Genomic DNA, 25098 nt, shown 5'->3' with positions numbered 1-25098 from the left:
TCTGATCAAAAACAAAACAAACTTCTGACTATAACTTATATTCTAAAAGCATATTGATTTCAGCTGAAATCTGTTATACTTTACCCGAAAACCACGGCTTGCGCTGTGGTTTTGTTGTATTAAATCATGTAAAACGTTTGCTTTTAGCAACACAATCCGTAAGGACAGTCTATGAAACGCGTATTTATTATGATGATGGATTCTTTTGGCATTGGTGGCGCAAAAGATGCGGCAAAATTCGGTGATGAAGGTGCCAATACCTTAGGCCATATTGCCGCGCAACAATCGCCCTTAAAAGTTCCACATTTAGAAAGCCTAGGCTTAGGTTTGGCGGCGTTACAATCTTGTGGTGAATTACCAAAATCTTTCCAAAATCAACCGCACTTAATTGGTGGCTACGCTTTTGCTAAAGAAATTTCATCAGGCAAAGACACCACTTCTGGACACTGGGAAATCGCAGGCGTTCCCGTCTTGTTCGATTGGGGATTATTCCCCGAAAAAACCAACAGTTTTCCGCCAGAATTGCTAGCGAAAATTGTCGCAAAATCAGGCATTCAAGGTTATCTCGGCAACTGCCATTCATCAGGCACCGTAATTTTAGACGAGCTTGGCGAACAACATATACAAACAGGCTTACCTATTTTCTATACGTCCGCCGATTCAGTTTTCCAAATTGCCGCCCATGAACAAACCTTTGGTTTAGACAAACTTTATGCGCTCTGTGAATTGGTCCGTGAAGAATTAGAGGGTTATAACATTGGTCGTGTGATTGCACGCCCATTTATTGGTAACAAATCGGGCGAATTCAAGCGCACAGGCAATCGCCGTGATTATTCAGTCGAGCCACCAGCAAAAACGGTGTTGCAAAAATTGATTGAAGAAAAACAAGGCACGGTGGTTTCTGTGGGCAAAATTGCGGATATTTACGCACACACCGGAATCAGCAAAAAAGTCAAAGCAACGGGCTTGGAAGAGCTGTTTGATAAAACCTTGGAAGAAGTGAAAAGTGCGGTGGAAAATACCATCGTTTTCACTAATTTTGTGAATTTCGATGCGGATTTCGGCCATCGCCGTGATGTGCGCGGTTATGCCCAAGGATTAGAATATTTTGACAGTCGCTTGCCTGAATTGCTTGCCTTAATGCAAGATGATGATTTGCTGATTATCACCGCAGATCACGGTTGCGATCCAACTTGGAAAGGCACGGATCACACCCGAGAGAATATCCCTGTATTGCTATTTGGCCGCAACGTGCCAACGCAATTTTTAGGCGAACGCGATACCTTTGCTGACATCGGACAAACCATAGCACAATACTTCGGTCTTTCTGCGATGGAATATGGTAAATCAATTTTATAAGGAATTTGTTATGACTCCACACATTAACGCGCCAGCGGGCGCATTTGCAGACGTTGTTTTAATGCCGGGCGATCCACTGCGCGCCAAATATATTGCGGAAACTTTTTTAGACGATGCAAAACAAGTGACCGATGTGCGTAATATGCTCGGTTACACTGGCACATATAAAGGACGCCGTATTTCGGTTATGGGCCATGGTATGGGCATTCCCTCTTGTTCAATTTATGCTAAAGAATTGATCACAGAATATGGCGTGAAAAAAATCATTCGTGTCGGCTCGTGCGGTGCGGTGCGCCAAGATGTGCATATCCGTGATGTGGTGATTGGCTTAGGTGCCTGTACGGACAGCAAAGTCAACCGCATTCGTTTTAAAGATAATGATTTTGCTGCGATCGCGGATTTTGAGATGACGCAAGCTGCAGTGCAAGCCGCCAAAAACAAAGGCGTTAGCGTGCGTGTTGGCAATTTGTTCTCGGCAGATCTTTTCTATACGCCAGATGTGCAAATGTTTGATGTGATGGAAAAATATGGCATTCTTGGCGTGGAAATGGAAGCCGCGGGAATTTATGGCGTGGCGGCTGAATTCGGCGCAAAAGCACTTGCGATTTGCACGGTTTCGGATCATATTCGTAGCGGCGAAAAAATCAGTGCGGAAGAACGCCAAACCACGTTCAATGAGATGATCGAAATTGCCCTAGAAAGCATCTTGCTTGGCAACGATGATTAATCGCTACCCTTAATCACCACAAAGTGCGGTTAAAATTTTCAATTTTTTGACCGCACTTGCTTGAACTTCCCTTTTCCAACCCAATCTAATCCGCTAAACTATCGCTATTTTTTGAGCTTGGAGTGCAGAATGAATTTTATTTGTAAGGTAATCGGCTTTTTTATTGGTTATCGCTATGGCGGCCTGTTCGGCGGCATCGCAGGCGCGATGTGTGGGCATTGGCTAGATAAAAAACTGTATGAATTAGGGAGCGTGAGTTCATCGTTTTTCCACAGAAAACTCACACGCCAATCTTTATTTATGCAAACTACTTTCGCCGTGCTTGGACATTTGAGCAAAGCGAAAGGGCGTGTGACTCAAGATGATATTGCGCTGGCCAATAATTTGATGCAGCAGCTCAATTTAGATGAAGCCAACCGCAAATTAGCGCAAGAAGCGTTCAACCGTGGTAAAGATGCTGATTTTCCGATTCGCCAAATTATTCGAGAATTTCGTTTAGGCTGTGGGCAGCGTGCTGATTTATTGCGTATGTTCTTAAGCGTGCAAGTACAAGCCGCCTTTGCGGACGATCATTTACACGATGGCGAACGTGAAATTTTGCAGATCGTGGCGGAAGAATTAGGCATGTCCCAATTCCAATTTGAACAAATGATCGCAATGGAAATGGCGCGCCGTCAATTCTCAAATGGCAATTTCTATCAGCAGGCTTATCAACAATATCAGCAATACCAACAAGGCGGTTATCAGCAAGATTATCAACAAAGTGGTTATAGCGGTGGCTATCGTCAACCATCGGGCCCAACTGTGGACGATGCTTATAAAGTATTGGGCGTGTCAGCCTCTGATGATCAACAAACGGTAAAACGTGCTTATCGCCGTTTAATGAATGAAAATCATCCAGATAAATTGGTCTCGAAAGGTTTACCGCCAGAAATGATGGAAATGGCAAAAGAAAAAGCTCAACAAATTCAAGCCGCTTACGATTTAATTTGTAAGGCGAAAGGCTGGTAAAATGGCTAGACAATTTCGTTATTTTCCAGGTGTTTTAGCGATTTTTCTCAGCGCACTTTCCATTTTTTCTCGCATTAAGCTATTTTCTGGGGCGTTATGGTCGCCCCTTCACACTAAACAACCTTATCAACTATGCGTGTGATTCTCGCTCCAATGCAAGGCGTGCTTGATCCACTGGTGCGCCAATTACTCACCGAAGTCAATGATTACGATCTCTGCATTTCAGAGTTTGTGCGTGTGGTCGATCAACTTTTGCCGACAAAGGTATTTTATCGCCTTGCCCCAGAATTGCAGTACGGTGGCAAAACGCCTAGTGGCACGCCAGTGCGTGTACAACTGTTGGGGCAATTCCCCCAATGGCTCGCCGAAAATGCAGTGCGCGCCATTGAATTAGGTTCGCAAGGAATTGATTTAAACTGCGGGTGCCCGTCTAAAACGGTGAATGGCAGCAACGGTGGTGCAAGTTTATTAAAAAATCCTGAATTAATTTATCAAGCAACCAAAGCCATTCGCCAAGCCGTTCCTGCTGAACAGCCTGTCAGCGTAAAAGTGCGGTTAGGTTGGGACGATATTTCTCAAGCCTTTGAAATTGCAGATGCGGTGCAGCAAGGCGGTGCAACAGAAATCACCATTCATGGACGAACCAAAACCGATGGCTATCGTGCAGAATGTATCAACTGGGAACAAATCGGCAAAGTGCGCTCAACATTACACATTCCTGTGATTGCCAACGGAGAAATTTGGCATTGGCAAGATGGGCAAAAATGCAAAGAAATCACGGGCTGCCATGATTTAATGATAGCTCGGGGCGCGCTGAACATTCCTAATTTAAGCTATGTGATTAAACATAATGCTGAAAAAATGCCGTGGCAAGAAGTGATGGCTCTGCTACTGCAATATGCGCAAATGGACAACATTCACGACAGCGGTTTTTATCATGTAGCACGCATTAAGCAATGGCTGCATTATCTGAAAAAAGAATACGAAAATGCCAGCGCGCTTTTTAGCTATATTAAGGCTTGCCATAATGCTGCGGAATTGCGCAAAAAATTGCTCGCATTTCACTCGCTAATGAAAGAAGAAAGAGAATAAAAAAACGGTCAATTCTCATAAAGAATTGACCGCACTTTTGGCTATTGAATTAGGAATTAACCTTCTACGCCTTCAAATAACGCCGTACTCAAATAACGCTCTGCTGCAGATGGAAGAATCGCCACGATTAATTTATCCGCAAATTCTGGCAATTTTGCTAAACGATCTGCTGCGGCAACCGCGGCACCAGATGAAATCCCTGCAAGGATCCCCTCTTCAGCCATTAAACGGCGAGCGGTCGCAATTGCGGTATCGCTATCCACTGTTTCCACACGATCAACTAGGCTTAAATCTAAGTTTTTAGGAATAAAACCTGCCCCAATACCTTGGATTTTATGTGGACCTGGTTTCACTTCTTCACCTGCTAAAGTTTGAGTAATCACAGGGCTTTCTGCAGGTTCCACCGCCACAGAGGTAATTTTTTTACCTTTGTCTAATTTAATCGCGCGAGAAATACCTGTAAGCGTACCACCAGTACCCACACCAGCGACAACAACGTCAACTTTGCCTTCTGATGCTTCCCAAATTTCGACACCTGTGGTTTGTTGGTGAATATCTGGGTTGGCTGGGTTTTCAAATTGTTTCAACATAATATAGCGGTTTGGATCGCTAGCAACGATTTCTTCTGCTTTAGCAATCGCCCCTTTCATTCCTTTCGCGCCTTCAGTTAACACAAGGTTCACACCCAAGCCACGCAATAAGCGTTTGCGTTCTGAACTCATTGTTTCTGGCATGGTTAAGCTAATTTTATAGCCACGAGCCGCCGCAACATAAGCTAGCGCAATCCCAGTGTTACCACTGGTTGCATCAACGATTTCTTTTTCTTTCGTCAAAATACCGTCTTTTTCTGCTTGCCATACCATATTCGCACCAATACGGCATTTCACACTGAAGCTCGGGTTACGGCCTTCAATTTTTACCACTAAATTACCGTTTTGCCCAAAGTGTTGTAAGCATACTAATGGGGTGTTACCAATAGAATATGAATTATCCGCATAAATTGTCATGTTAAAATCTCCTGTCATGTTTATTTTGTGTACTTAGTTTTATCACAGCCTTTTATAGAAAAAAAAGATTTATTTGTTCTATTTTATAACTAAATCGCATTTTAATATGAATATCGATTCCTTTCTGCTTAATTAAAAACTCATCGCAAAATCCATAAAGTGCGGTCAAAAATCGCAAAATTTTGATAAAAAAATACCCACTCGAAAGTGGGTATCTGCAAATCTTTAATTATTTTACGCGTGAAACGTATTCGCCTGAACGGGTATCTACTTTGATCACTTCGCCGATTTGAACGAACAATGGAACACGAACAACAGCACCAGTGCTTAATGTTGCAGGTTTACCACCTGTTCCCGCGGTATCGCCTTTCAAACCTGGATCCGTTTCAATCACTTCTAACTCAACAAAGTTTGGCGGAGTCACGCTGATTGGCGTGCCGTTCCATAATGTGATGATACAATCTGCTTGGTCTAATAACCATTTTTCTGCATCGCCTACCGCTTTGGCATCGGCAGAATATTGTTCAAAAGTTTCTGGGTGCATGAAATACCAGAACGCTTCGTCTTTATAAGAATAAGTTAGGTTCAAGTCCATAACATCCGCTGCTTCAACAGAAGTACCAGATTTGAAGTTGATATCTAATACTTTGCCAGAAATTAATTTACGGATACGAGTACGAGTAAAGGCTTGACCTTTGCCTGGTTTTACGAATTCATTTTCAACGATTACACAAGGCTCGCCGTCTTGCATAAATTTTAGACCTGGCTTGAAGTCAGTGGTAGTATATGTAGCCATGATTTCCTCAATTAAATAGAGCTAGTTTTTATAAAGTGCATATTTTAACCCAAAACATCCCTATTAGAGAAGAAGCAAAACGTGAAATTTGGTTAGAAATCCTAAATAACGCCATTTCAGACCCGAAAATATTACTAAAACAACTGGATTTACCCCTTGCTGATTTTGAACAAGATCTGGCAGCGCGTAAACTTTTCGCCTTGCGTGTTCCCCAACCTTTTGTTGATCGCATGGAAAAAGGCAATCCCCAAGATCCGCTTTTTTTACAAGTGATGACATCCGCCCAAGAGTTTATGCAGGTGGAGGGCTTTGTGAAAGACCCTTTGGAAGAACAGCATAATGCTGCCCCCAATATTTTACACAAATATCATAACCGATTGTTATTAATGGTAAAAAATGCCTGCGCCGTAAATTGTCGTTACTGTTTCCGCCGCCATTTTCCATACAATCAAAATAAAGGCAACAAAGCAAATTGGCAAAAAGCACTGGATTATATTCTCGCCAATCCACAAATTGACGAAGTAATTTTCTCTGGCGGCGATCCCTTGATGGCGAAAGATCACGAGTTAGCCTGGTTAATAAAACAATTAGAAAACGTACCGCACTTGCAACGTTTGCGCATTCACTCGCGCTTGCCTGTTGTCATTCCCGAACGAATCACCGACGAGCTTTGTCAGCTACTGGCAGAAAGCCGTTTGCAGAGCATATTTGTTAGCCACATCAATCATGGAAACGAAATCGATCAACATTTGACTCATGCAATACAAAAATTAAAGCGTACGGGCGTGACTTTACTCAATCAATCCGTGCTGTTAAAAGGGATTAACGACAATGCTCAAACCCTAAAAACACTGAGCGATAAACTATTCGCTGCAGGAATTCTCCCTTATTATTTGCATCTTTTTGATAAAGTGGACGCGGGAAGCCATTTCTATATTGATGATGAAAGTGCGGTCAAAATTTATCGAGAATTGCAAGCGATGACATCGGGATATTTAGTGCCAAAACTTGCACGAGAAATTGCAGGAGAACCGAATAAAACTTTGTTTTCGGGCTAGATTTCCTTTAAAATAGCAACAATTTTTTGACCGCACTTTGTGCGACCTTTATCGAAACACATCGAGGTATATCGTGGAAAACAAACCTGAAAATAATTCAGCGTCAAATCAAAATGAATTGGATCTTGGCTTAAACCAAGCGGAGCCAGCTACGCCGAAAAAATCTTTCGAGCCTAATTCATCATCTTTTTTAAATAAATTCTTCGGGAAGAAAAATGCACCACAAAACAATCCTTTTGCAGAGCGCAAAGAACCGACTTTTGGTGCAACAGCATCTTCTCATCAGACTGGAAACAACGCGACTAGTGGCGCGTTTCATCAGCCGTCACAAGCTGCTGAAAAATCTGTTGAATATACGCAAGAAACTCATGAGCCAGCAGTAAACAAAGAAGCTCAAGTGGAAATTACTGTTGAGAAAAGTGATGTAGAAAAAAGTGCGGTCGAAAACGGCGCAGAAAAAGCCGAAGAATTAGTAGCAGAAGCACAAAAAGCAGCTGAGCAAACCACAGAACAAGCAAATTCTGCTAAAGCAAATCTGAAAAATCCAGAAAATTGGGCGGTTATGCAAAAATTACCACGCAAACATCGCCGTTTGTTTATTGCTATTGCGGGTGCAGTAGCAGTGTTGGTTGCGTTGGTATTATTAAAACCAAGCTCAGATACTGTGGAAGATTTCCAAGCGAATCATAACGGCAATAATATGCCAATCGAATTCCAATCTCTCGATCCAAATCAACCGGTGGAAAATGCAGATATGGCGAATACCGTGCAACCTGCTGAATCCACAGAAACAGCAGAAACAACGGACAAAAATCCGCAAACTAATCAGAATAATGGCACGTCAGAAACAGCAGCACAAAATACTGCGCCAACAACTGGCTCAACGGTATCATCTGGCTCAGCATCAACGGTAGCCCCTGCAGTATCAAACGCACAAACTGTCGCAGCCAATGCGCAAACTGCCGTAGAAAATACACAAAATACTGCGTCTGCAAAACCTGAAGTGACGGCAGATACCAATACAGCGGCAGAACAAGCAGCGCGTGAACAACAAACTAAAGCAGCTGCTGAAAAAGCACAGCAACAACAGCGTTTGCGTGAACAACAAGCTCAAGCAAAAGCCCGAGCTGAAAAATTAAAAGCGGAGCAACAAGCTAAAGCGGCGCAAGAAAAAGTGAAAGCAGAAAAATTAGCGGCTGAACGTGCTCGTGCAAAAGCTGCGTTAAATGGTGCACCGATCAGTGAAGCAAAACCAGTAAACAGCAAACCTACTGCAGCAGCTACCACAAGTAAAGCGGCAAGTGCAACAAGCAAAACCTTAACAGTGCCTGCGAGTACATCATTATTCCAAGTGTTCCGCACTAACGGCTTAGATATTCGTGATGTCAATGCGATGACAAAAGCGAATGGCGTGGGTAATGCTTTAAGCAGTTTCAAACCAGGCGATAAAGTACAGGTTTCAACCAATAGCGAAGGGCGTGTAACCAGTATGCGTCTGTCAGATGGCTCAGTGTTTACGCGCCAAGCTGATGGCTCGTACAAATATAGCAAATAGGAAACTCTGATGAAAACGACCGCACTTTTGCTTCTCTCTGCATTCACTCTCACGGCTTGTAACACAAAAATGGTGGCACAAGCCCCTATTGATGCAATGGCGAGTTCAAAACCTAAAACGACGAACTTAGATAAAACTGTCCAAATTGGTTTTGCGGCTCGTTTTCAGTGTAAAGACGATAAAATTGTCCGTATTGTGCGCAATACGCCTAAAAATAATAGCAAGGTAGTCAAGGCGGTAGAGACCATTTCTCTTACATTCAATAATGTGACAGAGAAATTAAAATCTACCGTTTCACAAACGGGCAAAGCCTATACCAGTATTCATTGGCATTGGGTAGAACGCAATAATGGCACGGCAACCCTCACCAATGCGGTGGGAGATATTCTTGCTGATGTATGCATTGAACAAGCGACATCACAATAGCCATATTTTAGAGACAATAAAGGGAGCTCAAACAGCTCCCTTTTTCATTTGCTTTAATCGGGAATTATTTATTTTTCCCTTCTTCATATAACCACTCGGCAACCTGTTTAGCAAAATAAGTGAGAATGCCATCTGCTCCTGCTCGTTTAAAGCAAAGCAAGCCTTCCATAATGCATTCTTTCTCTTTTAGCCAGCCGTTTTGAATAGCTGCCCAATGCATTGCATATTCCCCCGACACTTGGTAGGCAAAAGTTGGCACGCCAAATTGCTCTTTCACGCGATACACCATATCCAAATATGGCATACCTGGTTTCACCATAACCATATCTGCGCCTTCGGCAATGTCTAAAGCCACTTCTTGCAAACCTTCGTTACCATTGGCAGGATCCACTTGATACGTTTTTTTGTCGCCGCCTTTTAAATTACTCGAAGAGCCCACGGCATCACGGAATGGTCCATAATAATTTGACGCATATTTCGCGGCATACGCCATAATTAAGGTATTAATAAAGCCCTTTTCTTCCAATGCGCTGCGAATTTTGCCAATTCTGCCATCCATCATATCACTCGGCGCGACAATATCTGCGCCCGCTTCCGCATGGGACAAGGCTTGTTTAACGAGTACGTCACTGGTAACTTCGTTAAGCACATAACCTGTTTCGTCAATAATGCCATCTTGACCGTGAATGGTGTAAGGATCCAATGCTACATCGGTTAATACACCTAACTCTGGATAAGCCGTTTTCAACGCTCGCACAGCACGTTGAACTAAGCCATTTGGATTGTAGGCTTCTTCCGCCATCAAGGATTTTTTCTCTTGCTCAATCACAGGGAATAACGCAATAACAGGCACGCCATATTTCACTAACAATCCTGCTTCCACTAATAATTGATCGATTGTCAAACGCTCGACTTTCGGCATAGACGGAACGGGCTCGCGATGATTTTCACCTTCCATAATGAAAACAGGGTAAATTAAATCATCAACAGTAAGTTTATTTTCTGCCATTAAACGGCGGCTGAAATCATTTTTGCGCATACGGCGCAAACGGCGCGCAGGATAACCTGTAAAATATTGTTGTGTCATTTTTATCTCTCTCTTAGTAAAAAAGGTTTAAATGCAACCCGCCAAATGCGTAGCCGCTTTTAAACCTTCTAAAATTTTTTATTTTTCGACCGCACTTTTGTTTTTTATACTTTCGCTTTCCGTACTTTCGGTTTTTATGCTTTCACTTTCCGTACTTTCAATCTCTGTACTTTCAGCCTTTGAGCTTTTATTTTCTGTATTTTCGCTTTCTGCGTTTTCGCTTTCTGATTGCTGTGCATTCTCTTGATTTTCTTTTGGTCGATAGAATCTTGCACACATCACCCCGACTTCAAACAACAAGCACATTGGAATGGCTAACAAAGTCTGCGAGAAGATGTCTGGCGGCGTTAATAGCATCCCAATAATAAAGGCGACAACAATAATATAAGGGCGTTTTGAACGTAAATCTTCCGGCGTTGTGATACCCGCCCAGCACAATAAAATAATGGCGACTGGCACTTCAAAACAAACACCAAATGCCATAAACAAGGTGAGCACAAAATCAAGATAACTGCTGATGTCTGTCGCCATTGCCACGCCGTCAGGGGAGGTGCTGGTCAGGAAACCAAAGACCAATGGGAACACCACATAATAGGCAAAAGCTACACCTGCATAGAACAAAATTGTACTTGAAACCAATAATGGGTACACCAAACGTTTTTCATGTTGGTACAACGCTGGCGCCACAAATGCCCATATTTGATACAACAAAAACGGCACAGATAAAAATACCGCAGCGATGATCGTTAATTTAATCGGCGTGAAAAATGGCGATGCCACGTTGGTAGCAATCATCGTTGCCCCTTCTGGCATAGCATTTAATAGCGGTGTGGCGATTAAATGATAAATGTCGTTGGCGAAATAAACCAAGGCAAGAAACACGATCAAAATAAAGGTTACACAACGTAATAGACGATCGCGTAATTCGACTAAATGTGAGATTAAAGGTTGAGTTTCGTCTACATTAGTCATACAGATTTCTCAGTTGTTGATGGCGATGTAGGCTGCATATCATCAGTTGGATGATATTGATCAATATATTTGGCGAGTTGTTCATCTAAGGAAACTTCTGCTTGTTCAGCCAATTCTGCAGGCGATACTTCGGTATCAAGTGTGGTCAAATTTTCGGAAGTTTTTTCTTCTGCATTCGCATTGGACTCTATTGCTTGAGTTTCTGCCGTTTCAGAATAGTTGGATTCTCGAACTTCTTTAATCTGTTCTTGAAGTGATTTATTCGCCAATTGAGCCTGTTGTTCAAGCTCATTTTTCATTTTATCCGCAGACTGTTTCAGATCTTCAACAGTTTGCGCCAATTCAGGCGAAAGGGATTTTAAGTTTAAACTTTCTGCTTTCTTAATGCTTTCCTGCAATTCTTGCAATTTCAATTCTTGCGACAATTCATTTTGCACGTTGGCCGCTAAACCACGAATGGTTCGCACCCATTTCATCACCGTACGAATTGCCACAGGCATACGTTGCGGACCAAGCACAACCAGACCCACAATAAAAATCAGTGTTAATTCAGAAAAGCCGATATCAAACACGATCTCGCCTTATTCTTTATCGTTTTTCTCTACAGATTTCACAACTGGATTATCTTTGTTGTCGTCATCAGACATTGCTTTTTTAAAGCCTTTCACTGATTCTCCCAAATCGCTGCCAAGGGTACGCAATTTTTTAGTACCAAATAATAAAACAATGATTGCTACGATAATAAGAAGTTGCCAAATGCTAATGCCACCCATAATTTTTTCCTTTCGTGTTTAAAAAATAATGAGCGAAATATACCCTTTTTAGCGTCTTTGAACAATAGCCAACGGGGATTATTTTTCCTGAAAATTTTTAGAAAAATCCCCCTTGAAAGGTAAAAAAAGTTCCCCATATAGGTTAAGCATTTAGAACATTATTACTTAAGGAGTAATCAGATATGGCAATTCGTCCTTTACATGATCGCGTGATTATTAAACGCGAAGAAGTAGAAACTTTATCCGCTGGCGGCATTGTATTAACCGGTTCTGCCGCTACAAAATCCACACGTGCAAAAGTTATTGCAGTGGGCAAGGGTCGCGTACTTGAAAACGGTACGGTTCAGCCTTTAGATGTAAAAGTTGGCGATACAGTCATTTTCAATGACGGTTACGGCGTGAAAGCAGAAAAAATCGATGGCGAAGAAGTGTTAATCATTTCTGAAAACGATATTTTAGCCATCGTAGAATAATCAATTTAAGCATAGTAGATCACAAAATTGCGGCGATTTTGACCGCACTTTAAACGAATAATCAAGAGGAAGAATCCAAAATGGCAGCAAAAGACGTTAAATTTGGTAATGACGCTCGTGTAAAAATGTTAGCAGGTGTCAACGTATTAGCCGATGCAGTAAAAGTAACTCTAGGTCCGAAAGGCCGTAACGTTGTTTTAGACAAAGCCTTTGGCGCACCAACTATCACCAAAGACGGCGTTTCTGTGGCGCGTGAGATCGAATTAGAAGATAAATTCGAAAATATGGGCGCACAAATGGTAAAAGAAGTGGCATCTAAAGCCAATGATGCGGCGGGTGATGGTACCACGACTGCAACCGTATTAGCACAAGCTATCGTAAACGAAGGCTTAAAAGCGGTGGCTGCGGGCATGAACCCAATGGATTTAAAACGCGGTATCGACAAAGCGGTAGCGGCAGTCGTCACTGAATTAAAAGCACTTTCAAAACCTTGTGAAACCTCAAAAGAAATTGAACAAGTTGGTACAATCTCTGCAAACTCTGACAATGTAGTGGGTAAACTCATTGCCGAAGCCATGGAAAAAGTGGGCAAAGAAGGCGTGATTACCGTAGAAGACGGCACAGGCTTAGAAGACGAGCTTGCTGTTGTAGAAGGGATGCAATTCGATCGCGGTTACCTTTCTCCATACTTTATCAACAAACCAGAAGCGGCAACGGTAGAATTTGATAATCCATTCATTCTTTTAGTGGATAAAAAAATCTCTAACATTCGCGAATTATTGCCAGTGCTAGAAGCAGTGGCTAAAGCAGGCAAACCATTGTTAATCATCGCAGAAGATGTGGAAGGCGAAGCGCTTGCAACATTAGTAGTGAATACAATGCGTGGTATCGTGAAAGTGGCTGCTGTGAAAGCACCAGGCTTTGGTGATCGCCGCAAAGCAATGTTACAAGATATTGCGATTTTAACTGCGGGTACGGTGATTTCTGAAGAAATCGGTATGGAGCTTGAAAAAGCGACATTAGAAGATTTAGGTCAAGCCAAACGTGTTGTGATCAACAAAGACAACACCACTATTATTGATGGTATTGGCGAAGAAGCCCAAATCAAAGGTCGTGTAGCACAAATTCGTCAACAAATTGAAGAAAGCACTTCAGATTACGACAAAGAAAAATTACAAGAACGTGTAGCAAAACTTGCTGGCGGCGTGGCTGTAATCAAAGTTGGCGCAGCGACTGAAGTTGAAATGAAAGAGAAAAAAGACCGTGTGGAAGATGCCCTACACGCAACCCGTGCTGCGGTAGAAGAAGGTATCGTTGCAGGTGGTGGCGTAGCATTAGTTCGCGCAGCCGCTAAAGTTGCAGCAACCTTAACCGGCGATAACGAAGAACAAAATGTCGGTATCAAACTTGCACTTCGTGCAATGGAAGCCCCACTTCGCCAAATCGTCACAAACGCAGGCGAAGAAGCCTCTGTGGTGGCAAGTGCGGTTAAAAATGGCGAAGGAAACTTCGGTTATAACGCAGGAACAGAACAATATGGCGATATGATTGAAATGGGTATCTTAGATCCAACTAAAGTAACGCGCTCTGCACTTCAATTTGCAGCCTCTGTGGCAGGTTTAATGATCACCACTGAAGCGATGGTCACTGAAATCCCTAAAGAAGATAAAGCTGACCTAGGCGCAGGAATGGGCGGCATGGGTGGAATGGGCGGAATGATGTAATCCCCTCACTAAACCTTTAAGCGTGAACTTCGGTTCACGCTTTTTTTATGCCAAAGTTTTTATGTCAAAGTTTTTATGTCAAAGTGCGGTCAAAATTTGATAAATTTTAAGCTCTTTGCTTTATTTACAGAAAAGAAAAGGACATAAAAAATATGTCCTTTAAATTTAATATCTCATCTTCAATTAGGCTCGCTTAAATAGCCAAATTTGTATGCGCTGTTAAATTTGCCGATGAGAAATTAGCTAAATCCAAGTTTGCCAAAATGCTTGATCACTTCAACGCCACTAAAATCACTGATTTTCCGCCATTAGCCGTTCAATATCGTCAATTTCTTTTGGCACAGCGCAGGTTAAGTTTTTGTTGCCGTATTCCGTGATCACAACATTATCTTCAATGCGCACGCCAATTCCTTTATATTGCTCAGGCACATTGGATGTTGTGGGAATATAAAGCCCCGGCTCCACGGTTAGCACCATACCTACTTCCAAAGTGCGGTCACGTTTTTTAGAATTTCGATCACCATTTGAAGTGGCATTGCTATAACTGCCCACATCATGCACATCTAGCCCAAGCCAATGCCCTAAGCCATGCATATAAAACTCGCGATGAGCCTGTTTCGCAATCAGTTCATCCACATTCCCTTGCAAAATGCCTAGACGAACTAGCCCTTCCACTTTAATACGCACCACTTCATCATTGGCTTGCTGAATGCTATTTCCCACCACGAGTAATTCCAAGGCGCGTTTTTGTGCTGCCAGAACAATTTCATAAATTTCACGTTGTGGCTGGCTAAATTTTCCGTTCACGGGGAAGGTGCGTGTTATATCGCCAGCGTACATGGCAAATTCGCAGCCCGCATCAATGAGCACTAAATCGCCATCTTTGAGCGGCTGATCATTTTCGGTGTAATGCAAGATACAAGCGTTTTCGCCGCCTGCAACAATGCTGTTATAAGAAGGGAAACGGGCGCCGAAACGAGTAAATTCATGCAAGATTTCACTTTCGATTTCATATTCAAATCGATTTGGGCGTGTTTCGCGCATCGCACGAATATGCCCTAAGGCACTAATTTGCCCTGCTTGTTGCATAAGGCGAATTTCATTATTCGATTTAATCAGGCGCATTTCGTCTAAGTGCGGTCGTAAATCGGAAAATTTTTGTGGAATAATATTGCCTTTTTCCGCTTGTTGATGAAGCGTTGCCAGCAATTCTGTCATCAAAGCATCGTCTTTATCATGCCCCGCCAAACCGCAGCTATAATATAATTCTTTCACGCCGAATAGGAGTTTGGGCAACTCAAGGTTTAAATGTTCAATAGAAAAAGCATTATCAATGTGCAAAACTTCAGGTGCGCGCTCCACGCCTAAGCGTCGCCCATTCCACGTTTCCATTTCGGGATCGCGAGGGCGCAAGAAAAGTGCGGTCTGATTTTTTCCATTTTTGCGCATCAGCACTAAAACGGACTCAGGTTCATTAAAGCCTGTTAGATACCAAAAATAACTGTCTTGGCGAAAAGGATAGCTCGTGTCATTAGAACGTGGTTGCTCGTGATTCGAGAAAATCACCGCAACACAATCTTCGCCCAAGTGGGAAAATAATTTTTCTCGGCGTTCGATAAATTCCTGTGCGGGCAGCGCCGCCATATAAGCCAAATCCATCACAACTCCTAATGAATAATCGGTTTATCCGTATTTTGCGGGCGGAAATGTGTGTAGAACAACGCAGCGATAGTACGCACATATTCGATAATTTCTTCTAAAGCGTCCGCCAATTCTTCTTGATCATCATCTTCATCATAACCAAGCTGGCAAATATCGTGCAAATCATCAATGGCCTCGCCAATTTCTCCTTTTTCTTTGTCGAGTTTAGGTTGATTTAACCCAAGCCCCAGCAAGAAGTGATTCGTCCATTCGCAAAGCGCATCAGCTTGAGTGAAAACATTATCATCCTCGGGTAAAAATAATTCAAAATTAAAGCCATCAATATCCGCCAAAGTGCGGTCAATTTTTTGATAAATTTCAGTTACATCCTTGAGTAACACGGTGGGATAGGCATGATTGTCATTGGTGAGTTGATATAATAAGGTTTGCCAGCTTTGATCGCGCACGCCACCACAAATCAAACCGCTTAGAAAGCCATGCAACTCAGCGGGAGAAAGTGCAATTTGCGCTGATTTTAGCTGTTGTTCAAATGTAGAATATTCTGTCATTCATTGTTCCTTTCGCATTCAAAATTTACTGCCGAATCATAAACGGGCACTAATTTGCGCATTCTATCAGAATATCTATGACGAAAATATTTCTCTGTGGCATAATAGCCAAAAAATTTCCGAATGGTAAGATTTATGGCTATGATTGAACTGAATTTTTTAGGTCAGGTTGTGCGTTTAAACGTGCCCGTGGAACAACATGAAACTTTACGCGAGGCGGCTCGTATATTGGATCAACGCGTCGTTGAAATGAAAGATCGGATGCAGACAGTTCAAGTTGAACGTGCTTTAAATATTGTGGCATTAAACTTAAGTTTTGAATTGTTGCAAGAGAAAGCCAAAAATCATGAAACTGAGCAAGTTTTGCAAAATCAGATTCAGCAATTAAGCAGTTCATTGGAAACTATATTCTCTCGCTCAACAAATCAGCAAACGGCTTACGAAATTCAATAATTGTGAAGAAAATCACACTTTAACGCTGTTCAAACTGGCTAATTTCAGTTAGTATGATGTTAAAAGATTTCCTGAGATGTTCGCCAGTGGGTTACGTCCCTGAGCCGATATTTACATATTTAGAGTTAGTTCTCTATATTGTTGGTGTGCAAGCTTGGTTTTACTAAGAAGCCTAAAAACGATTAAAACTGACTCCCTTGAACCGTCGGGTTCAAGGACCGACCACCTACAACGGCATCTCGGGTTCCTTTCTTTCAATATTCAAACGTTTCCATTTCAAATACATTTCATCACATTCCGTTAATTTTAGAGTATGATAGAGCAATCTTTCTGCTATTAATCCTTGCTTTTTGTTATGGAAAAATCAATCTCCGCACTACGCACACAGTTGCGCACTGAAATTCGCAAAATTCGACAAAATCTGACCGCACTTGAACAAGCCCAAGCGGAACAGATTGTTACACAGAAAGCCTTAGATTTAATTCGCAAACGAAATGCGCAGCACATTGCCCTTTATCTTTCCTTTGATGGCGAAATTTCCACTAAATTGTTGATCGAAAAACTTTGGGCGATGGGAAAAAAGGTCTATTTACCCATTCTCCACCCATTCTGCAAAGGCCATTTGCTCTTTTTGCAGTACACAAAAGAAACGGTTTTAATTCCCAATAAATTTGCGATTTCCGAACCGCAGCTTAATGTGAAAAATATTCTACCGCTCGAGCAGTTGGATATTATTTTCACGCCCTTAGTCGCTTTTGATAAGCAGGGAAATCGGCTGGGTATGGGCGGCGGTTTCTATGACCGCACCTTGCAAGATTGGCAAAGTAAACATTTTATTCCCGTAGGACTGGCTCATCAATGTCAGCAAGTAGATAGCCTGCCGACTGAAAGTTGGGATATGCCGCTATTTGATATTTTGGTGGGCTGATAAATTCATAGGGCGAACAGAATGCCCGCCCCATAGTTCACTGTTAGATGAATGTTTTTGCCAGCTCGCGCGCTTGTTGATCCACGGTTAGCACATCTTCAACGCAACCAATGGTTTGTGGCGTGATTTTTTCTACAACGGCGCTATTCACCTTCGCAATATCCGTAAATTTAATTTGTCGATTTAAGAAGGCTTCTACGGCGATTTCGTTTGCCGCATTCATCGCCGTTGTGGCATATTGCCCTGCTGAAAACGCATCAATGGCAAGCTTCAAGTTTGGATAACGCTGATAATCAGGTTCTAAAAAAGTTAATCCGTTTAATTTATAGAAATCCAGCGGGGCAACACCGGCAAAAGTGCGGTGCGGATACGCCATTGTTTCTGCAATTGGCGTGCGCATATCTGGGTTGCCCATTTGTGCGATAACCGAGCCATCCACATAGCGCACCATAGAATGAATAATAGATTGCGGATGAATAATCACTTCAATTTCTTCTGCGCTGGCGTTAAATAGCCAACGGGCTTCGATATATTCCAACCCTTTATTCATCATGGTGGCACTGTCCACAGAAATTTTCTTGCCCATCGACCAATTAGGATGCGCAACAGCTTGCTCGGGAGTAATACGATCAAACTCCGCTAAATCCGTATAACGAAATGGTCCGCCAGAACCTGTTAGCACAATTTTGCTCACGCCTAATTCGTTCAATGGGCAAAATCCCACTTTTTGCTGCGCTTCGGGCGGTAAAGATTGGAAAATCGCATTATGTTCGCTATCCACCGGCAAAAGTTGTGCGCCATACTTTTTCACCGCATCAATAAAAATTTGCCCACAAGTGACTAAACTTTCTTTGTTCGCAAGAAGAACGCGTTTGCTGGCTTTAACAGCGGCAAGTGTTGGCAAAAGCCCTGCCGCCCCTACAATCGCAGCCATCACTTGATCCGCATCAGGATGAGCCGCTAATTCACAAATGGCTTTTTGCCCAGTCAGCACCTGTGTTTTGCTGCCAAGTGCGGTCAATTTTTCTTGTAAATTTTTCGCCGCACTTGCATCATCTAACGCCGCAAACTCAGGTTGAAACTTAACACATTGCTCAACCATTAAATCAACATTGCGCCCACCAACCAAAGCAAATGCGTGGTATTTTTCTGGATTATGTTCAACCACCGAGAGCGTACTCGTGCCAATGGATCCCGTTGAACCTAAGATAACAAGATTTTGTTTTTTCATTTTAAATCCATATAAAAACGGGGCGTTTTTCGCCCCAGATTAAAATTATGCTTTCAGTTTGATATTAACGCCAAGCTCAATGCAGAAAACACACCAGAACATTGACTGCAGATCGTGTTTTCTCAATATCATTAAAGATAGCGTAACTCTCGCTTAAAAATCCATCAACTCTTTTTCTTTATCCGCTAATACTTCATCTACTTTTTTAATGTAGCTATCTGTGATTTTTTGGATATCGTCTTCTGCTTTACGTTGATCGTTTTCGCTAATTTCTTTGTCTTTTAATAAGGCTTTAATTTTATCATTAGCATCACGGCGTACATTACGCACCGCAACTTTGCCTTGTTCGCCTTCGGCTTTGACTAATTTAATTAAATCACGGCGGCGTTCTTCTGTTAACGGTGGCAATGGTACACGAATTGTTGTGCCAGCAGATGATGGATTTAACCCTAAATCCGAAGTTAGGATCGCTTTTTCCACCGCTTGAATTAATGAACGATCAAATACGGTTACCGCCAATGTGCGCGCATCTTCTGCGACCACGTTGGCTAATTGGCGCAATGGGGTTGCTGCGCCGTAATAATCCACTTGAATCGCATCTAATAAAGATGGTTGTGCACGACCTGTACGAATTTTTGAAATATGCCCGCGCAATGCTTCAAGGCTTTTTTCCATACGGTCTTGCGTCTCTTTTTTGATTTCGTTGATCATTGTTTTTCCTTGTTATTAAATTTTGTAAAAATAGGTTGTGCGCTGACGACATCTGCCAGCAATCTAAATGATTAAGAAATGGTTGTGCCTTCGGTTAAACCTGTTACAACTTGGCGCAATGCACCTGGTTTGCCCATATTAAACACGCGAATTGGCATACCGTGATCGCGTGCAAGGGTAAATGCGGCTAAATCCATCACTTGTAATTCTTGGTCAATCACATCGGCATAGCTTAAGGTGTTGTATAACTTCGCCTCTGGGTTTTTCGCAGGATCGCAATCGTAAACACCATCTACTTTTGTTGCTTTTAACACAACGTCAGCTTCGATCTCAATACCGCGTAAACAGGCGGCAGAATCAGTAGTAAAAAATGGGCTGCCTGTGCCGCCAGAGAAAATCACTACGCGTTTTTCGCGTAACATTTTAATCGCTTCAGACCAGTTGTAAGTATCGCAAATCCCATTTAATTGGAATGCTGACATTAATTTCGCATTAACATCTGCACGGTGTAACGCATCACGCATTGCCAAGCCGTTCATCACGGTTGCTAACATTCCCATATGATCGCCCACTACACGATTCATACCCGCTTTCGCCAATTTTGCACCGCGGAATAAGTTGCCACCGCCTAACACAACGCCAACTTCAACGCCCATTGTTAATAAATCTTTGATCTCCAACGCCATTCTGTCCAAAATTGAAGGGTCGATACCAAAACCTTCCGTTCCTTGTAATGCTTCACCGCTTAATTTTAAAAGAATACGTTTATAAATTGGATTGCTCATTCTCTTGCTCCTGCTAGACTCGAACACAAAAATTCGGACTATTATAAAGTAAGTTCCTTTAACTACCAATAGAATCGGCGACAAAAATTCGGTAAAATCGACCGCACTTTGATTAAAACAAATAATAAAGGACATTTTGTGTTTGCTAAATTGGTCGATAAATTGAGTTCCAATCCGAGAATCAAACAAGTTCTTGCCGCTATTCTTGCGCTCATTTTAGTTATTTTTGCCAGCCGTTTAATGATTATCGGCTCTGGTTTTGACATCACGCCTAGCCTGAAAGCGACACTTTTTATGGCAATTTTATTAGTGATGTTTAACTCATCTCGAAAATTATTTTGGTTTGTAGCCTTTCCTTTTGTGCTGCTACACGCACTGTATGCGCCTGTGGGGCTCACCTTTGGCGCGCCGTCATATCAATACATTGCGTCCATTTTTGCCACGGATTTACTCGAAAGCAAAGAGTTCTTCTCGCAATTGCCGCTCACAAATTTTCTCTACCCTATTGGCATTTTATTTTGTATTTGGCAATTTCGTTCATTAACCCGAAAATTCAATATTCATTTTTATAAAAACAGAACATTTTTGGCGGCAACCACGCTCTTTTTGCTTTGGAGCGCGGGGCCGCTAAAATTCTTAACGGAAACCTATACGGCAAGCGTAAAAGTAAAAGATGAGCTTGCCCGCTTAAATGGTTTAGCGATTGAAAGCAAATGGGGAAAATCAACGCTCGTTGATTCAAAATATGATGATTATGTGTTAATCATTGGCGAAAGCGCGCGCAAAGATTATCACAATGCTTATGGCTACCCCGTAGAAAACACGCCATTTATGAGTTCCGCGAATGGGGTTTTGATTGATGGTTTCACCTCTGGCGGCACAAACACGATTGCTTCCCTAAAACTAATGCTCACCAAGCCCAACACCCAAACTTGGGAAGGCAATTACTCGTTAAATTTCATTGATTTAATCAAATCTGCTGGCGTGAAAACCATCTGGATTTCAAATCAAGGCTATTTGGGGCAATTCGATACGCCAATTTCAGCTATCGCCAACAAAAGCGATGAAAAAATCTTTCTCAAATCGGGCGATAGTTTGAACTCGAATACCAGTGATTTTGCCTTGCTGCCTAAATTCAACCAAGTTAGTGAACAACCTGCCACAGGAAAACGTTTTATCGTCTTGCATTTATATGGTTCGCACCCTATCACCTGTGATCGTTTGGATGATTATGAAAAAATCTATAACGATTATCAGATTGATCCGAAATATTACAACGTGAACTGCTATATGTCTTCAATGAAGAAAACCGATGAAGTACTCAAACGTGTATATGATGAGTTGTTGAAAAACAACGAAAAATCGCACCGCACTTTTTCTATGATCTATTTTGCTGACCACGGCTTAGCACAGCACGAAACGGAAACCAGCGTAGATATTCATAATAGCGCGGGCAAAAGCAAACGCCATTATGACATTCCATTGTTTAAAATTTCGAGCGATGATACGGAACGCCATGTCTATCGCGTATTCAAATCGGGGTTAAATTTCACCGATGGCATTGCCAAATGGATGGGGATACAAAACCCGCAGCTCAACCCTGAAGCCGATTTATTTAGCGATCAGCCCGACAAAGATGATTATGGCTTAAAAGCTGAAATTGATAAAATCAGCGCGCCCGATGATCCTGCGGTCGTCATTCCCGTAAAAAAACCAATGCCAAAGGCAGAATAATGAAACTTGTTTTTTTGCATGGTTTGCTTGGCACCGCCGATGATTGGCAAAATGTCATCGAACGTTGTTCGCAGTTTGACTGCATCGCGCTTAATTTACCTTTTCATGGCAAAGCCCAAAATAGCAAGGCGCAAAATTTTGAAGATTGCTGTCAATTGCTCGACAAACAAATACAAAGTGCGGTCAAAAATGAACCTTTTTTTCTGATTGGCTATTCTCTGGGCGGGCGCATCGCGCTGTATTATGCACTGCAAGCACAATGCCATAAAAAAAATCTGCAAGGATTAGTGCTTGAAGGCGCTAATCTCGGCTTAATTCATGAAACCAAGAAAGCAGCACGCTGGCAGCATGATTTGCAATGGGCAACCCGATTTTGCACAGAACCTGCGCCACAGGTGCTCGAACATTGGTATCAACAACCTGTTTTCGCCCATCTAACGCCTCAACAACGTCAGGTATTAATTGAAAAGCGCACGCCTAACTGCGGCGCTAATATTGGCAAAATGTTAACGGCAACCTCACTGGCGAAACAGCCTTATTTCGGCGATAAAGTGCGGTCAACTTCCTTGCCAATTTATTATTTGGTCGGGGAAAAAGATCTCAAATTCCGCCAAGTGGCAGAACGAGAAAATCTCAATATGCATCTCGTCCCCCACGCAGGCCATAATGCCCATTTAGAAAATCCGCAAGCGTTCGCACAATTATTAACTGAAATCGTGGGATCATCATCTCTGCTATAAATATCGCAGCACAAGATTTCGCTCAACTTTTATTAAACGGGATATTTTACGGAATATGCCGTTTTTCTTTAGCTCCGCAAAAACTTCCGTTATAATGACCGCACTTTTTAGCAACTCAAGGAAACACAATGTTATATCCAAGCGAAGAATTTTTATATGCGCCTGTTGAATGGGTCGATCACAGCGAAGGCTACACTGATATTCGTTACCACAAATCAACAGATGGTATCGCGAAAATCACCATTAATCGCCCAGAAGTGCGTAACGCATTCCGTCCACAAACGGTAAAAGAAATGATCCAAGCATTTGCAGACGCACGTTTTGATGAAAAAATCGGCGTTATCGTGCTCACTGGGGAAGGTGAATATGCCTTCTGTGCTGGCGGCGACCAAAAAATTCGTGGCGACTACGGCGGCTATAAAGATGAAAGCGGTGTGCACCACTTAAATGTGTTGGAATTCCAACGCGATATTCGTACTTGCCCGAAACCAGTAGTGGCGATGGTGGCAGGCTATGCAGTAGGTGGCGGCCATGTATTACATATGATGTGCGACTTAACTATCGCAGCCGACAACGCGAAATTCGGTCAAACTGGCCCTAAAGTGGGTTCATTTGACGGCGGTTGGGGCGCAAGCTATATGGCGCGTATCGTGGGTCAGAAAAAAGCGCGCGAAATTTGGTTCTTATGTCGTATGTACGGTGCGCAAGAAGCCTTGGATATGGGCTTAGTCAACACCGTTGTGCCTTATGCAGATCTTGAAAAAGAAACCGTGCGCTGGTGCCGTGAAATGTTACAAAACAGCCCAATCGCATTACGTTGCTTAAAAGCGGCATTAAATGCAGACTGTGATGGTCAAGCAGGTCTTCAAGAATTAGCGGGCAACGCCACGATGTTGTTCTATATGACCGAAGAAGGTCAAGAAGGTCGTAACGCGTTCAACCAAAAACGTGAACCTGATTTCAGTAAATTCCGCCGCAATCCTTAATGGCGGTCGAAAGTGCGGTTATTTTGACCGCACTTTTTCATTAAAATGTGGTTGAGAATTGCTGATCGAAAGTCATTGGGCAATAATGCGTTTTGAGCGTTTTAGAGATAGCTGATGATGCTTTAATTCCTGATATTCTTCTCGCCCAAATCCCAATTTTATCAATCACATTCATCATATAAGCCAATATTTTATCCAAAGGAAATCGCTTAATTATGCGTGAATATCATCTTTACCGTTATTCCATTCCCGTCGATAGCCAACTCATTTTGCGCAACCGTTTCTTAAAGTGCCGAGAAGGCTTGTTAGTGCAAGTTAAATGCAAAGACAAAGAAGGCTGGGGTGAAATCGCACCTTTGCCAGAGTTTAGTCAAGAAACTTTAGAACAGGCGCAAGCGCAATCTATTCAATGGTTGAAACAATGGGATGAAGCGCGGTCAAAAAACGAAAAATTATCCCTTGAATCGCTTTATCCTTCCGTGGCGTTTGGGCTAAGTTGTGCTTTAGCCGAAATGCAAGGCGAGCTAGGCGAACAAGGCAATTATCAAACCGCGCCCCTTTGTTATGGCGATCCTGACGAGCTTTATGAACCCTTGGATCAAATGCAAGGCGAGAAAGTTGCCAAAATTAAAGTAGGGATGTATGAAGCCAATCGTGATGGCTTGATTGCCGATATGCTGCTTGAAGCCATTCCCGATTTGCATTTACGCTTAGACGCGAACCGCAGTTGGACGTCGGCAAAAGCGGCGATGTTTGCCAAATATGTTAAGCCTGAACACCGCGCACGTATTCAATTTTTGGAAGAGCCTTGCAAAACCCGTGAAGAAAGCCGCCAATTTGCGCAAGATACGGGGATCAATATCGCTTGGGATGAATCCGTACGAGAACCCGATTTTGAAGTGAAAGCCGAACCCCATTTAGCGGCGATTGTGATAAAACCAACCCTTGTGGGCTCGTTACAAAAATGCATCAATCTCATTGAACAAGCACACGCTCAAGGTATCAAAGCGGTGATTAGCTCAAGCATTGAAAGCAGTTTTGGCTTAACCCAGCTTGCACGCATTGCGCAACAATATACGCCGTCAGTCACGCCCGGGTTGGATACATTAGATTTGATGGAATGCCAAGTGGTTCGCCAATGGCAAGATTCTGAATTGCCATTGATTGGCTTAGAATCTGAGCTGATTGAACAAATTCTCTAATAAAAAAGTGCGGTCAAAAATTTCATATTTTCTGACCGCACTTTTGTTATCTGTGGTT

The 25098-nt window shown here is 42.5% G+C and carries 26 protein-coding genes, 1 other RNA gene and 1 pseudogene; 17 read left to right on the top strand and 11 right to left on the bottom strand.

Going from position 1 to position 25098, the window contains the following annotated elements; all coding sequences use genetic code 11:
* Positions 1–171: 171 nt before the first annotated feature.
* From C8D76_RS00930 to dusC, 5 genes are all read left to right on the top strand, one after another.
* Positions 172–1359, top strand: a complete 1188-nt coding sequence (locus C8D76_RS00930) for a phosphopentomutase (protein WP_116630960.1) — start codon at positions 172–174, stop codon at positions 1357–1359.
* Between the two features lie 10 nt (positions 1360–1369).
* Positions 1370–2086: a purine-nucleoside phosphorylase gene (deoD, locus tag C8D76_RS00925; protein WP_116630959.1), complete on the top strand. Its 717-nt coding sequence runs from the start codon at positions 1370–1372 to the stop codon at positions 2084–2086.
* A 129-nt stretch (positions 2087–2215) separates the two neighbouring features.
* The gene (djlA, locus tag C8D76_RS00920; protein WP_116630958.1) at positions 2216–3097 is read left to right on the top strand and encodes a co-chaperone DjlA; all 882 of its coding nucleotides are present in this window, start codon (positions 2216–2218) and stop codon (positions 3095–3097) included.
* 1 nt (position 3098) lies between these two features.
* Positions 3099–3239: a hypothetical protein gene (locus C8D76_RS09865; protein ID WP_165814323.1), complete on the top strand. Its 141-nt coding sequence runs from the start codon at positions 3099–3101 to the stop codon at positions 3237–3239.
* A complete protein-coding gene (gene dusC / locus C8D76_RS00915; protein WP_116630957.1) occupies positions 3230–4189 on the top strand; it encodes a tRNA dihydrouridine(16) synthase DusC in 960 nt (319 codons plus the stop codon). Before C8D76_RS09865 ends, dusC begins: the two co-directional genes overlap by 10 nt.
* A 56-nt stretch (positions 4190–4245) precedes the next feature.
* Here the strand turns inward: dusC and cysK are convergent, their stop codons facing one another.
* On the bottom strand, positions 4246–5196 hold the full coding sequence (gene cysK, locus C8D76_RS00910; protein ID WP_116630956.1) for a cysteine synthase A: 951 nt from the start codon (positions 5194–5196) through the stop codon (positions 4246–4248).
* Positions 5197–5425: 229 nt separating this feature from the next.
* Positions 5426–5992, bottom strand: a complete 567-nt coding sequence (gene efp, locus C8D76_RS00905; RefSeq protein ID WP_116630955.1) for an elongation factor P — start codon at positions 5990–5992, stop codon at positions 5426–5428.
* Between the two features lie 35 nt (positions 5993–6027).
* Between efp and epmB the strand changes: the two genes are divergently transcribed.
* From epmB to C8D76_RS00890, 3 genes are all read left to right on the top strand, one after another.
* Positions 6028–7050, top strand: coding sequence for an EF-P beta-lysylation protein EpmB (epmB, locus tag C8D76_RS00900; RefSeq protein WP_116630954.1), 1023 nt, complete (start codon positions 6028–6030; stop codon positions 7048–7050).
* Positions 7051–7123: 73 nt separating this feature from the next.
* Positions 7124–8605, top strand: a complete 1482-nt coding sequence (locus C8D76_RS00895) for a LysM-like peptidoglycan-binding domain-containing protein (RefSeq protein WP_116630953.1) — start codon at positions 7124–7126, stop codon at positions 8603–8605.
* 9 nt (positions 8606–8614) lie between these two features.
* The gene (locus C8D76_RS00890) at positions 8615–9031 is read left to right on the top strand and encodes an MliC family protein (RefSeq protein ID WP_116630952.1); all 417 of its coding nucleotides are present in this window, start codon (positions 8615–8617) and stop codon (positions 9029–9031) included.
* A gap of 64 nt (positions 9032–9095) precedes the next feature.
* Here C8D76_RS00890 and hemB read toward each other — a convergent pair whose 3' ends face one another.
* From hemB to tatA, 4 genes and pseudogenes are all read right to left on the bottom strand, one after another.
* Complete coding sequence (gene hemB, locus C8D76_RS00885) at positions 9096–10118, bottom strand: porphobilinogen synthase (protein ID WP_116630951.1); 1023 nt, start codon at positions 10116–10118, stop codon at positions 9096–9098.
* A 186-nt stretch (positions 10119–10304) separates the two neighbouring features.
* A pseudogene (tatC, locus tag C8D76_RS00880) lies at positions 10305–11090 on the bottom strand (Sec-independent protein translocase subunit TatC); the annotation flags it as partial.
* Positions 11087–11662: a Sec-independent protein translocase protein TatB gene (tatB, locus tag C8D76_RS00875; RefSeq protein ID WP_116630949.1), complete on the bottom strand. Its 576-nt coding sequence runs from the start codon at positions 11660–11662 to the stop codon at positions 11087–11089. The pseudogene tatC and the gene tatB, both read right to left, overlap by 4 nt.
* A 9-nt stretch (positions 11663–11671) precedes the next feature.
* The gene (gene tatA, locus C8D76_RS00870) at positions 11672–11863 is read right to left on the bottom strand and encodes a Sec-independent protein translocase subunit TatA (protein ID WP_116630948.1); all 192 of its coding nucleotides are present in this window, start codon (positions 11861–11863) and stop codon (positions 11672–11674) included.
* A gap of 182 nt (positions 11864–12045) precedes the next feature.
* On the opposite strand from tatA, the gene C8D76_RS00865 reads away from it, so the two are divergent.
* Positions 12046–12336 (top strand): co-chaperone GroES, encoded by a 291-nt coding sequence (locus C8D76_RS00865; protein ID WP_116630947.1) that lies wholly within the window; start codon positions 12046–12048, stop codon positions 12334–12336.
* Positions 12337–12416: 80 nt separating this feature from the next.
* Positions 12417–14060: a chaperonin GroEL gene (groL, locus tag C8D76_RS00860; protein ID WP_116630946.1), complete on the top strand. Its 1644-nt coding sequence runs from the start codon at positions 12417–12419 to the stop codon at positions 14058–14060.
* 291 nt (positions 14061–14351) lie between these two features.
* Here the strand turns inward: groL and pepP are convergent, their stop codons facing one another.
* Entirely contained in the window at positions 14352–15719 is a 1368-nt protein-coding gene (gene pepP, locus C8D76_RS00855) for a Xaa-Pro aminopeptidase (RefSeq protein ID WP_116630945.1), read from the bottom strand.
* An 8-nt stretch (positions 15720–15727) separates the two neighbouring features.
* A complete protein-coding gene (locus tag C8D76_RS00850) occupies positions 15728–16270 on the bottom strand; it encodes a YecA/YgfB family protein (RefSeq protein WP_116630944.1) in 543 nt (180 codons plus the stop codon).
* 135 nt (positions 16271–16405) lie between these two features.
* Here C8D76_RS00850 and C8D76_RS00845 point away from each other — a divergent pair, with 135 nt between their 5' ends.
* The 3 genes from C8D76_RS00845 (at position 16406) to C8D76_RS00835 (ending at position 17651) form a co-directional block, all read left to right on the top strand.
* The gene (locus C8D76_RS00845; protein ID WP_116630943.1) at positions 16406–16723 is read left to right on the top strand and encodes a cell division protein ZapA; all 318 of its coding nucleotides are present in this window, start codon (positions 16406–16408) and stop codon (positions 16721–16723) included.
* 65 nt (positions 16724–16788) lie between these two features.
* A non-coding RNA gene (gene ssrS / locus C8D76_RS00840) (6S RNA) lies at positions 16789–16973 on the top strand.
* Positions 16974–17078: 105 nt separating this feature from the next.
* Entirely contained in the window at positions 17079–17651 is a 573-nt protein-coding gene (locus tag C8D76_RS00835) for a 5-formyltetrahydrofolate cyclo-ligase (RefSeq protein WP_116630942.1), read from the top strand.
* A gap of 43 nt (positions 17652–17694) precedes the next feature.
* On the opposite strand, the gene ispC is transcribed toward C8D76_RS00835, so the two are convergent.
* The 3 genes from ispC to pyrH form a co-directional block, all read right to left on the bottom strand.
* Complete coding sequence (ispC, locus tag C8D76_RS00830) at positions 17695–18882, bottom strand: 1-deoxy-D-xylulose-5-phosphate reductoisomerase (protein WP_116630941.1); 1188 nt, start codon at positions 18880–18882, stop codon at positions 17695–17697.
* Between the two features lie 153 nt (positions 18883–19035).
* Positions 19036–19593: a ribosome recycling factor gene (gene frr, locus C8D76_RS00825; protein ID WP_116630940.1), complete on the bottom strand. Its 558-nt coding sequence runs from the start codon at positions 19591–19593 to the stop codon at positions 19036–19038.
* 71 nt (positions 19594–19664) lie between these two features.
* Positions 19665–20378 carry a UMP kinase gene (gene pyrH, locus C8D76_RS00820; protein WP_116630939.1) on the bottom strand — a complete coding sequence of 238 codons (714 nt, stop codon included), beginning with the start codon at positions 20376–20378 and terminating at the stop codon, positions 19665–19667.
* A gap of 150 nt (positions 20379–20528) precedes the next feature.
* Between pyrH and C8D76_RS00815 the strand changes: the two genes are divergently transcribed.
* From C8D76_RS00815 to menC, 4 genes are all read left to right on the top strand, one after another.
* Complete coding sequence (locus tag C8D76_RS00815; protein WP_423802737.1) at positions 20529–22112, top strand: phosphoethanolamine transferase; 1584 nt, start codon at positions 20529–20531, stop codon at positions 22110–22112.
* A complete protein-coding gene (menH, locus tag C8D76_RS00810; RefSeq protein ID WP_116630938.1) occupies positions 22109–22852 on the top strand; it encodes a 2-succinyl-6-hydroxy-2,4-cyclohexadiene-1-carboxylate synthase in 744 nt (247 codons plus the stop codon). Before C8D76_RS00815 ends, menH begins: the two co-directional genes overlap by 4 nt.
* 128 nt (positions 22853–22980) lie before the next feature.
* Positions 22981–23838: a 1,4-dihydroxy-2-naphthoyl-CoA synthase gene (gene menB, locus C8D76_RS00805; protein ID WP_116630937.1), complete on the top strand. Its 858-nt coding sequence runs from the start codon at positions 22981–22983 to the stop codon at positions 23836–23838.
* Between the two features lie 215 nt (positions 23839–24053).
* Positions 24054–25040: an o-succinylbenzoate synthase gene (gene menC / locus C8D76_RS00800; protein ID WP_116630936.1), complete on the top strand. Its 987-nt coding sequence runs from the start codon at positions 24054–24056 to the stop codon at positions 25038–25040.
* Positions 25041–25098: the final 58 nt, after the last annotated feature.

Source organism: Alitibacter langaaensis DSM 22999, assembly GCF_003096995.1.
GTDB lineage: Bacteria > Pseudomonadota > Gammaproteobacteria > Enterobacterales > Pasteurellaceae > Exercitatus > Exercitatus langaaensis.
Note: the sequence above shows the minus strand (reverse complement) of the source record. Positions and strands in the feature narration are given on the sequence as shown.

Bases quoted from the DNA above. Each gene is read 5' to 3' on its own strand.
- C8D76_RS00930 (WP_116630960.1), top strand. From the start codon at position 172: ATGAAACGCGTATTTATTATGATGATGGATTCTTTTGGCATTGGTGGC.
- deoD (WP_116630959.1), top strand. From the start codon at position 1,370: ATGACTCCACACATTAACGCGCCAGCGGGCGCATTTGCAGACGTTGTT.
- djlA (WP_116630958.1), top strand. From the start codon at position 2,216: ATGAATTTTATTTGTAAGGTAATCGGCTTTTTTATTGGTTATCGCTAT.
- C8D76_RS09865 (WP_165814323.1), top strand. From the start codon at position 3,099: ATGGCTAGACAATTTCGTTATTTTCCAGGTGTTTTAGCGATTTTTCTC.
- dusC (WP_116630957.1), top strand. From the start codon at position 3,230: ATGCGTGTGATTCTCGCTCCAATGCAAGGCGTGCTTGATCCACTGGTG.
- cysK (WP_116630956.1), bottom strand. From the start codon at position 5,196: ATGACAATTTATGCGGATAATTCATATTCTATTGGTAACACCCCATTA.
- efp (WP_116630955.1), bottom strand. From the start codon at position 5,992: ATGGCTACATATACTACCACTGACTTCAAGCCAGGTCTAAAATTTATG.
- C8D76_RS00890 (WP_116630952.1), top strand. From the start codon at position 8,615: ATGAAAACGACCGCACTTTTGCTTCTCTCTGCATTCACTCTCACGGCT.
- hemB (WP_116630951.1), bottom strand. From the start codon at position 10,118: ATGACACAACAATATTTTACAGGTTATCCTGCGCGCCGTTTGCGCCGT.
- tatA (WP_116630948.1), bottom strand. From the start codon at position 11,863: ATGGGTGGCATTAGCATTTGGCAACTTCTTATTATCGTAGCAATCATT.
- C8D76_RS00865 (WP_116630947.1), top strand. From the start codon at position 12,046: ATGGCAATTCGTCCTTTACATGATCGCGTGATTATTAAACGCGAAGAA.
- groL (WP_116630946.1), top strand. From the start codon at position 12,417: ATGGCAGCAAAAGACGTTAAATTTGGTAATGACGCTCGTGTAAAAATG.
- pepP (WP_116630945.1), bottom strand. From the start codon at position 15,719: ATGGATTTGGCTTATATGGCGGCGCTGCCCGCACAGGAATTTATCGAA.
- C8D76_RS00850 (WP_116630944.1), bottom strand. From the start codon at position 16,270: ATGACAGAATATTCTACATTTGAACAACAGCTAAAATCAGCGCAAATT.
- C8D76_RS00845 (WP_116630943.1), top strand. From the start codon at position 16,406: ATGGCTATGATTGAACTGAATTTTTTAGGTCAGGTTGTGCGTTTAAAC.
- C8D76_RS00835 (WP_116630942.1), top strand. From the start codon at position 17,079: ATGGAAAAATCAATCTCCGCACTACGCACACAGTTGCGCACTGAAATT.
- ispC (WP_116630941.1), bottom strand. From the start codon at position 18,882: ATGAAAAAACAAAATCTTGTTATCTTAGGTTCAACGGGATCCATTGGC.
- frr (WP_116630940.1), bottom strand. From the start codon at position 19,593: ATGATCAACGAAATCAAAAAAGAGACGCAAGACCGTATGGAAAAAAGC.
- pyrH (WP_116630939.1), bottom strand. From the start codon at position 20,378: ATGAGCAATCCAATTTATAAACGTATTCTTTTAAAATTAAGCGGTGAA.
- menB (WP_116630937.1), top strand. From the start codon at position 22,981: ATGTTATATCCAAGCGAAGAATTTTTATATGCGCCTGTTGAATGGGTC.
- menC (WP_116630936.1), top strand. From the start codon at position 24,054: ATGCGTGAATATCATCTTTACCGTTATTCCATTCCCGTCGATAGCCAA.